This is a genomic window from Lentilactobacillus parafarraginis DSM 18390 = JCM 14109 (genome assembly GCF_001435895.1).
Taxonomy (GTDB): domain Bacteria; phylum Bacillota; class Bacilli; order Lactobacillales; family Lactobacillaceae; genus Lentilactobacillus; species Lentilactobacillus parafarraginis.
Genome location: NZ_AZFZ01000077.1, coordinates 1 through 8,968, shown reverse-complemented (window position 1 = coordinate 8,968; position 8,968 = coordinate 1). Strand labels below are relative to the sequence as shown.

Below are 8,968 nucleotides of genomic sequence, written 5' to 3'. Positions count from 1 at the left end.
TGTTGCACTTAACTTGACAATTGAGGTAATTCGCGTAAAATGGTTGGTACACTGAAAAAAAGGAAGGGACCTTACGATGAGTAAAATTGCTGTAATTGTTACAAACGACGTTGAGGACATTGAATACACCTCTCCCGTTGACGCGTTAAAGAATGCCGGCCATGAGGTCATCACAATTGAAAATAAGGCTGGTAACCATATCAGCGGCAAGCATGGAGCTTCAATCACGGCTGATAAAAGCATCGCGGACGTTTCTGCGGACGACTTTGACGGCCTGCTGATTCCCGGCGGCTTCTCACCGGATCAGCTGCGGGCCGATGAGCGGTTTGTCGACTTTGTCAAAGCCTTTCTGTTGGCTGATAAGCCAGTCTTTGCCATTTGTCACGGTCCCCAGCTGTTCATTCAAACCGGCCTCACTAAGGGGCGCGCAATGACAGCCTATACAACCGTTCGGCCAGATTTGTATTATGCCGGTGCTGTCGTCAAAGATCAGCCGGTTGTCGTTGACCGCAACTTGGTCACCAGCCGAACCCCTGACGACCTGGACGCCTTTAATTCATCAATGTTAAAAACGTTGAGCAAATAAGTTAACAGGCGTCATTATTTTTCAGGAACACCCTATAAAGGAAACTAAAAAAGTTTCGGTTGCTATTTACTGAAACTCGAGAGCCAATAATCCCGCTAAACGCGTGTGATTATTGGCTCTTTTGGTAAAATGGCAACCTTAGCTCGTCGGCGTTGTATACTTTAAGTGATTACGGTAAAATTGCTTGGAACTAGTCATTCATTATTTTAAAGGTTTTCAATTATGCTGATAATTTGGGGAGGTGCGATCGATGAACTGGCAGGAACTGACTGATCTGGTGTCAAACCACTATGGATTGAAATTTGTATTATCGGGCGAAGCATCCCAGCACATCGAAGTCCTCATTCATCCGGTTTTAAGACGGCCCTTTGTAATTGCCAGCAGAGACGAACCGGTTCACTTGGATATCTATTGTGGCGGTCTCAGGCCACTCATCCAGGATCTGCCGGCTTTTTCAGCACCCAAATTCACAACCAATCAGCAGTGGGTCGGCACTTCGCTAAAATCAATTGATCAAATCACCCTGCAGAAGGTGCTGAACTATTCACTTAAACATTTTTCAGCTGATCAACAGCACGCTCCCCAGGAACAAATGATTTATTTACCGCCTGATAACGAATCAGACACGCCCTATCACGCGCAGCAAATTCAATTGCCAATTGGCTCAAAGGCGCACTCCGAGACCCAGAAAAAGCCCCACGTTCCTTCCCAAATCGAAAAGATGGTGCACGCCTATGACTACACGATCCCGTCATCTGAAATCGTTGCTTACAATTTTTACCATCAAGGCGAGATGATGGCCGACTATGAAGATCACTACGACGCCACCTATGAGTTGAAACGGTACTTTCCGGTCTATCACGAACTAACGGTTCATCAATTACGGACGTATTTTACCTGGCGAACTCAATTACGCCAGGGACATTTCCCGGTTACCAGCACCTCGTACGCCTACCTTTACATTTACGAACTCTTAAATAATATCGGGGTGGCCTCGCCTGACGAAGGCTACGAAAAGCTCATCCAATTCCGTGATAAGTGCGCGCCCAGTTATCATTCACGAATGCGCGATTTGCTTGATCTATGGCTATGTGACTACGTGTTGTATTATGAACTTGACCAGCAAAAGGCCCGGACCATTTTCGCGAAAAGGTTGACCGCAGATCAGGACTACCAGATCTTATTGCATCCGTCCGATGACTCACCCGAGCAGCTGCTAACGGTCTTTAAAAACCATTCAACCTATCTCAAGTCGTGTCTGTTGTTGAAAAAGTCGCCGAAGCAGTTCGCTGAATTATTGAAAGTTGTCTGGCAGCAGATTCTCGATTTACGGCAAACCAGTCAATTTGATTACTTCAATCAAGCCATTGCCACGCGGGTATCGACCTCCCACACGTACTTTAGAAGTGCCGTCTTTTATTTTCAAAAGCCGCCGCGGCTTAAAACATATCAAGTTGACGGCGACCACATTTACCATTTAGGCGCCCGAACATGCAGTTCTAATATCTATTATCCAGTCAAACACCAAGACAAGAAGCTCAACACGCTCCTGCATGAAATTGATCGCTTGGCCCGGGAATCCTTTCATTTGGGCCACCCGCTAAAGCCCCGGCAACTCAATTCCACCGTCCAGCAGGCCATTTTGACGGGCATTAAAACCTATCAGCGGATTCAGGACGAAAAGCGCCGGCCACGGGTAACGCTTAATCTGGATAGTCTCGACCAAATCCGAACGGACGCGTCACTGACCCGGGAAAGCTTGTTAACCGAAGAAGAAAAAGAGGCCCCGACTGCACCAAAGGAAGAACCAGTACCCCAGCCTTCTCCAGAGCCGGCCCCGGCTAGCAGCCAGTCTTTATTAAACGCTGATGAAACCATGCTGGTGGTCGCGCTATTAAAAAATCAGTCCTGGCAGCAATACCTAAAGGATCATCACTTAATGGTTTCGATTTTAGTTGATCAAATTAACGAAAAACTCTTCGATGAGATTGGTGATACGGTCATCGAATTTAATGCTGATAATCAGCCGGTCATCGTCGAAGATTATCGTCAGGATCTCGAACAATTATTTTTATAATGAAGGAGTTAATGCATCGTGGCAGACATAAAAAAGAGACGGGTTCCAAAACGAATTGCCCAAACAGTATTAAATTCCCTTAAAGGCGGGGTTGTCCCCAGAATTGGCCTTCCCTACGTGACTGTCGGTCGAAAAGCAGAGATTGAAGCCTTGCTTCACGATGTCGACGTCGTTTCTGAGGGCGGGGCTTCCTTTCACTTTATCGTGGGCCGGTACGGCTCAGGTAAAAGTTTCCTGCTGCAAACCATGCGCAACTACGTCATGGACAAGAATTTTGTCGTCGTTGACGGCGATTTATCACCAGAGCGGCGGCTTCAGGGAACCAAGGGTCAGGGGCTTGCCCTCTACCGGGAACTCATTCAGAATCTTGCGACCAAGACCCGACCAGAAGGCGGCGCGCTTACCTTAGTTTTGGACCGCTGGATCAGCTCCGTCCAAAGCAGCGTTGCCAGTGACAGTGGTTTGACCGTCGATGATCCCCAGTTTGCGGCGGCCGTCGACAAGAAAATTTACGCAGTCATTTCATCACTGAGCGAACTGGTTCACGGCTTTGACTTCGCAAAATTACTCAATATGTACTATCACGCTTATCTTGAGGGCGACGACACCACAAAGGCAAAGGTCATCAAGTGGTTCCGGGGTGAATACACCCATAAAACCGAGGCCAAACAGGAACTGGGCGTTAGCGTCATCATTTCCGATGATGACTGGTATGAATATCTCAAGTTATTTGCCTCATTCTTCAGGCAGGCCGGGTATGCTGGCCTCATCATTATGATTGATGAGTTGGTGAATATTTACAAGATCCCAAACAGCATCAGCCGCCAGTACAATTACGAAAAAATTTTAACAATGTACAATGACACCCTTCAAGGAAAAGCAAAGTATCTGGGAATTCTTATGGGCGGCACCCCGCAAGCCGTTGAGGATCGCCGCCGGGGAGTCTATAGTTATGAGGCTCTTCATTCACGGTTAACCCAGGGGAAGTTTGCGACCGCCGGTGCCCGTGACATGTACGCGCCGGTCATTAAACTTGAACCGCTAACTGCTGAAGAGATGCTGGTTCTGGTCGAAAAGCTGGCCAATATGCATGCCGAACTGTATGGTTACCAACGCACCATCACCGAGGCGGACTTAGCAAAGTTCATCAAGATTGAATACGCCCGAATTGGCGCCGATACCAACATCACGCCCCGAGAAGTCATTCGGGATTTCATTGAGCTTTTAGACATTGTTTGGCAAAATCCTGATACCACGGTCGAAAAATTATTATCCTCAAGCAATTTCGACTATCACAAGTCTGAGGAAGTTTCTGATAAAAAAGACAAGGACTACACTGAGTTCACCATTTAGTTAAGGAGGTGCGTCATGGACGTATTTTCAAGATATGCACCGTTTATCCAGGATTATATTTACAATCGCGGCTGGCATAATTTACGCGCCATTCAAGTTGCGGCGGCCGAGGAAATATTTAATACCGATCATAATGTGCTGCTATCGGCATCCACTGCTTCGGGAAAAACCGAAGCAGCCTTTTTCCCGATTCTGACTGATTTGAGTGAACGGCCTTCCAATTCAATTCAGTGTTTGTACATTGCCCCGTTGAAGGCCTTAATTAATGATCAGTACGAGCGGCTCACCGACCTTTGTCAGGATACCGGCATTAACGTGTGGCGCTGGCATGGCGATGTTTCCCAATCAAGCAAACGGCGGTTGTTAAAGCATCCGTCCGGGATCTTACAGATCACCCCAGAATCATTAGAATCGTTCATGATCAACAAGCACATGGATATTCCAAACCTCTTTCATGGTTTACGCTACATCGTGATTGATGAACTGCATTCATTTTTGCGCAGTGATCGGGGCGGCCAAACCTTCTGTCTGATCCAACGCCTCGCAAAATTGGCTGCCGTTCACCCGCGGCGAATTGGGCTGTCGGCAACCATCGGCAATATCGCGGCCGCCAGCAAGTTCTTAGGCGCCGGCAGCGATCACCAAACCGTCGCGCCCAAGGTAAATAGCACCGGCCAAATTTGGCGCCTATCCATGGAACACTTTTACAAAACCGATCCCCAGGCATCCGATAAAGATTTCGATCCGGCCGCGTTGATCGGGCCGAAAACGGATCAGGCTCCTGAATTAGCCGATCCGGGAATTGGCTATATTTTTGAACATACCCGGGGTAAAAAATGCCTGGTCTTTACCAACAGCCGGGAAGAATGTGAAGCCGTCTGCCAAGAGTTACGCTCATACGCGGAATATAATCACGAACCCGACCGGTTTTTAATTCATCACGGTAACCTGTCACCCGCGCTTCGGCAGACGGCGGAAGATGAGATGAAGGACGAAGACGCCAATATGACCACCTGCGCCACGGCGACCCTCGAATTGGGAATTGATATTGGTCAGTTGGAGAGTGCCTTTCAGCTTGACGCGCCATTTACCGTTTCGGGCTTCTTGCAGCGAATGGGCCGAACCGGACGGCGAGGAAACCCGCCGGAAATGCACTTTGTCATGCGCGAAGAGCACCCCGAATCCCGGGCAATGCTTCCTGACCTGATTGCCTGGCCCTTACTACAGGGGATCGCACTGGTCCAGTTATATCTCGAAGAAAAATGGGTCGAGCCGCCCCGGACTAATCGACTTCCGTATAGTTTGCTGTATCACCAAACCATGAGCACGATTGCTTCCAGCGGTGAAATGACGCCCGCAGAACTCGCTTCAAGGGTATTGGGATTAGCCTATTTTCACAATGTGAGTCAGGATGACTACCGAGTTTTACTCCGTCATCTCCTCAAAACCAACCATATTGAGCGAACCCCAGCTGGCGGCCTGATTGTTGGCATGGCAGGCGAACGAGTCGTTAATAACTATAAGTTCTATGCCGTTTTCCAAGACAACGAAGAGTTTAGTGTCCATTCCAAATCAGAAGAACTCGGAACCATCGTCAAGCCGCCTCCCGTTGGTGATAAGATTGCGATTGCCGGCCGGGTCTGGGTCGTTGAAGACGTCGATCCAAAGCGCCATCAGGTTTATTGTCATGAGGTTAAGGGCCGCATTCCCGCCTTCTTCGGCGATGTTGCCGGCGACATTCACCCAAAGATTCTTCAGCGAATGCGGAAAGTTCTGGATGAAACCAAGATGTACCCTTATTTGCAGGGAAATGCCCAGGCGCGTCTGACCCAGATGCGCGACACCGCACACGTTGCCGGCTTACCAGCCAATCAGTTGGTTAATCTTGGCGGTAATATGTGGGCGTTCTTCCCGTGGACTGGCAGTTACACCTTCTTAGCCCTGGAGCGGCTATTACGAATCAAGTGTGCCGATCGGCTCAATCTCCGTGGCTTTAATTCATCACGGCCATACTTTATGGAGTTCGCAATGGACTGCAGCGCGGATGAATTCTTCCAAATCATTCAAGAGGAAGCCAATAAAGACTTTCCGACCCTTGATCTGCTATTTCCAAATGAAGTGCCAACGTTTGACAAGTACGATGTCTATTTACCCGATGAATTAGTTCGCAAGGAATTCACGGACAGTGTCTTGGATGTCGCTGGCATGAAACGGTTAGTTACCCAAATGGCCCACGATTATCAGCAATCCCAAAGTCAGAACTGAAAATTGCGAAGAAAGCGTTTTAAAAATGCAACAATTTGGAGAATGCTGAATATTTAATTCGGTTATTGAAGATAATCAGTTATAATGATAGTATAAAAAATGGTGTTTTTATTTTATATCCGAACAATAAGGAGCTATTATCTATGATTAATTCAATCGCCAAGTTTTTCGACTTTGAGGGGCGAAACACCAACTTCCGCAAAGAAACCATCGCGGGAATTACCACCTTCGTCTCAATGGTTTATATCTTGTTTGTGAATCCAAACGTTCTCGGGGTAACCGGGATGGACAAGGGTGCCATCTTCACGGCAACCGCCTTGGCATCCGCATTCGGCTGTTTCTTAATGGGGCTGATTGCCAATTATCCGATTGCGATTTCCGCTAGTTTAGGGATTAACGCCTTCTTTGCCTACTCCGTTGTTTTGGGCATGAAGGTGCCTTGGCAGACGGCGCTGGCCGGGGTGTTCGTCGCTTCGGTGATCTTCATTATTTTGACCGCTTTAAAGTTACGGGAAAAGATTATCGATTCGATCCCCGCTGATTTTAAAGCCGCAATTGGCGGCGGCATTGGCCTGTTCATTGCCTTTATCGGGATGAACGATGGCGGCCTGATTCAGTCCAGCAAGGACACCTTGGTCGCCTTAGGGTCGCTGCATGTCGGGACCACCTGGTTAACGATTTTCGGCTTGTTAGTTTCCGTCATCCTCATGAGTATGCGGGTTCCCGGCGCCATCTTCATCGGAATGGTTTTAAACGCCATTCTGGGGATGGTCACCGGCCTCATCCCGCTGCCGCATCAATGGGTCTCGCCAATGCCAAGCCTGGCACCAACCTTTGGCGTTGCGATCACCCACGTTGGCAGCATCAACTCACTGCAACTGATCGTGGTTGTCCTCACGTTCTTGCTGGTCACCTTCTTTGATACCGCCGGAACCCTGGTTGGCCTCGCTGAACAGGCCGGCTTCATTAAGAACAACCGCATCCCAAGAATTGGGCGCGCCTTGATCGCTGATTCGTCAACGATGGCTGTCGGCTCAATTCTTGGAACCTCCCCAATGGGCGCCTTCGTTGAATCATCTGCCGGAATTGCAGTGGGTGGTCGAACCGGCTTTACTGCGATTGTCGTTGGGATCTTGTTTGTCCTTGGCACCTTCTTCTCACCATTATTGACAGTGATCACCAGTCAGGTAACCGCGCCAGCTTTAATTATCGTCGGCGTTTTAATGGCTCAGTCATTGAAAAACGTTCACTGGGAACAGTTCGAAATTGCTGCGCCAGCCTTTATTACCCTGGTTGGGATGCCGTTTACTTACAGTATTGCTGACGGAATCGCCCTTGGGTTTATCACCTACCCAATCACGATGATCGCCGCCAAACGCGGGAAGGAAGTCAGCGCCATGATGTACGGTCTGGCCGTTGTCTTCGTCTTCTTCCTCTGGATTTTGAACCGATAAAAAGTTTTTGACCTCACCTGAAAAAAGCGGTAAAGTTAAAAAGTTGACTAACAACTGAATAATTACTTAAGGAAGGAATTTATGATGAATTCTAAGACTAATGTTATCGGCATCGACAGCGTGTTGGACCTGACCAAAGCTGCCGTTGTTGCTGCACTCTACATCGTGTTGACGATGGTCTTTGCAGCCGTAAGTTATGGACCCGTTCAATTCCGCTTTTCTGAAGGACTGAACAACCTCGTCCCATTTAACAAGCGCTACATCATCGCCATTACCGTTGCTTGTTTCATCACCAATATCACGTCACCAAACGGCGCGATTGATATGCTGGTTGGGACATTTGAAACCCTGATTAATCTGGTCACCATTTATTTGGTTACCAAACACATGAATTCACTCGTTTTGAAACTGGTTGCTTCCGTATTAATCGGAACATTTTACATGTTTATCATCGGCTTTGAAATTGCCATCATTGCGCACAGTGCCTTTTGGCCAACATTCTGGGGGACTTACTTAACCGCCGGAATTGGTGAATTTGTCACCATGGCAATTGGTGCAATCGTTCTCTACTTGATTAATGCGAAGTATGATTTAAGTAAATGATCCTTTTTCGTAAACACTTAACGGGTTCTTTCCATTATCGTGTGAGAGAATAGAAATTTACTTGCCGGATCCTTTTATAAAACAGAGGACATGCAAATCTTAATGTAACGAATCACACAGGATTGGAAAGAACCTAATCACGCTTACGCTATAGCCACCTGTTTCTTCTTTCAAAAAATAAAAAAACTGGCCCAAATCAAAGCTCACTTGAATTTTGATTTTGGCCAGTTCTTTAGGGACTTATGTCACGGCTCCTATTCACGTTATTTGCTGATAAAAAGGATTGCGTGTCCCTTGTCAACACCGACGTAAAAATGTAGTTTTGGGGGTGCGGACATCCCTGAGCAAATTAGTGGAGGGCGCATTGCTTAAACTTCTGCAAAGTAATGTAAAAATGAATTATCTCTATTCACATTTTCAAACGTCTTTTTGTTAAATTCATGATCAATTTTATGATTATCCATAGATAAAAGGTGATAATCATTCACAAGAAGCAAATCACGAACATCATGGGTAATAATTAAATATGTTCGGTCTTTGTTAGCATTAATAACATGGAATACATTATTCACATTTTCTCTATCTAAAAAAGCGGTTGGTGTCAACGCCGATGTGAAAATGTCGTTTTTT

7 protein-coding genes are annotated in these 8,968 nt (G+C 47.2%); 6 read left to right on the top strand and 1 reads right to left on the bottom strand.

Annotated features, from left to right (window positions below):
• The first annotated feature begins 76 nt into the window (after positions 1-76).
• The 6 genes from FD47_RS12745 to FD47_RS12720 all read left to right on the top strand — a co-directional run bounded on the left by FD47_RS12745 (position 77) and on the right by FD47_RS12720 (position 8,338).
• Entirely contained in the window at positions 77-586 is a 510-nt protein-coding gene (locus FD47_RS12745) for a type 1 glutamine amidotransferase domain-containing protein (RefSeq protein ID WP_040537894.1), read from the top strand.
• A gap of 250 nt (positions 587-836) precedes the next feature.
• Positions 837-2,663 (top strand): TerB N-terminal domain-containing protein, encoded by a 1,827-nt coding sequence (locus FD47_RS12740; protein ID WP_056980760.1) that lies wholly within the window; start codon positions 837-839, stop codon positions 2,661-2,663.
• A gap of 18 nt (positions 2,664-2,681) precedes the next feature.
• The gene (locus FD47_RS12735; RefSeq protein WP_054736287.1) at positions 2,682-4,016 is read left to right on the top strand and encodes an ATP-binding protein; all 1,335 of its coding nucleotides are present in this window, start codon (positions 2,682-2,684) and stop codon (positions 4,014-4,016) included.
• A 15-nt stretch (positions 4,017-4,031) separates the two neighbouring features.
• Entirely contained in the window at positions 4,032-6,281 is a 2,250-nt protein-coding gene (locus FD47_RS12730; RefSeq protein WP_056980759.1) for a DEAD/DEAH box helicase, read from the top strand.
• 143 nt (positions 6,282-6,424) lie between these two features.
• Positions 6,425-7,735, top strand: a complete 1,311-nt coding sequence (locus FD47_RS12725) for an NCS2 family permease (protein ID WP_040537895.1) — start codon at positions 6,425-6,427, stop codon at positions 7,733-7,735.
• 81 nt (positions 7,736-7,816) lie between these two features.
• Positions 7,817-8,338, top strand: a complete 522-nt coding sequence (locus tag FD47_RS12720; protein ID WP_225352987.1) for a QueT transporter family protein — start codon at positions 7,817-7,819, stop codon at positions 8,336-8,338.
• Positions 8,339-8,706: 368 nt separating this feature from the next.
• Here the strand turns inward: FD47_RS12720 and FD47_RS15905 are convergent.
• Positions 8,707-8,968, bottom strand: a 262-nt coding sequence (locus FD47_RS15905) for an ATP-binding cassette domain-containing protein (protein WP_235806094.1), incomplete at its 5' end; no start/stop codon positions are given.

Bases quoted from the DNA above. Each gene is read 5' to 3' on its own strand.
- FD47_RS12745 (WP_040537894.1), top strand. From the start codon at position 77: ATGAGTAAAATTGCTGTAATTGTTACAAACGACGTTGAGGACATTGAA.
- FD47_RS12740 (WP_056980760.1), top strand. From the start codon at position 837: ATGAACTGGCAGGAACTGACTGATCTGGTGTCAAACCACTATGGATTG.
- FD47_RS12730 (WP_056980759.1), top strand. From the start codon at position 4,032: ATGGACGTATTTTCAAGATATGCACCGTTTATCCAGGATTATATTTAC.
- FD47_RS12725 (WP_040537895.1), top strand. From the start codon at position 6,425: ATGATTAATTCAATCGCCAAGTTTTTCGACTTTGAGGGGCGAAACACC.
- FD47_RS12720 (WP_225352987.1), top strand. From the start codon at position 7,817: ATGATGAATTCTAAGACTAATGTTATCGGCATCGACAGCGTGTTGGAC.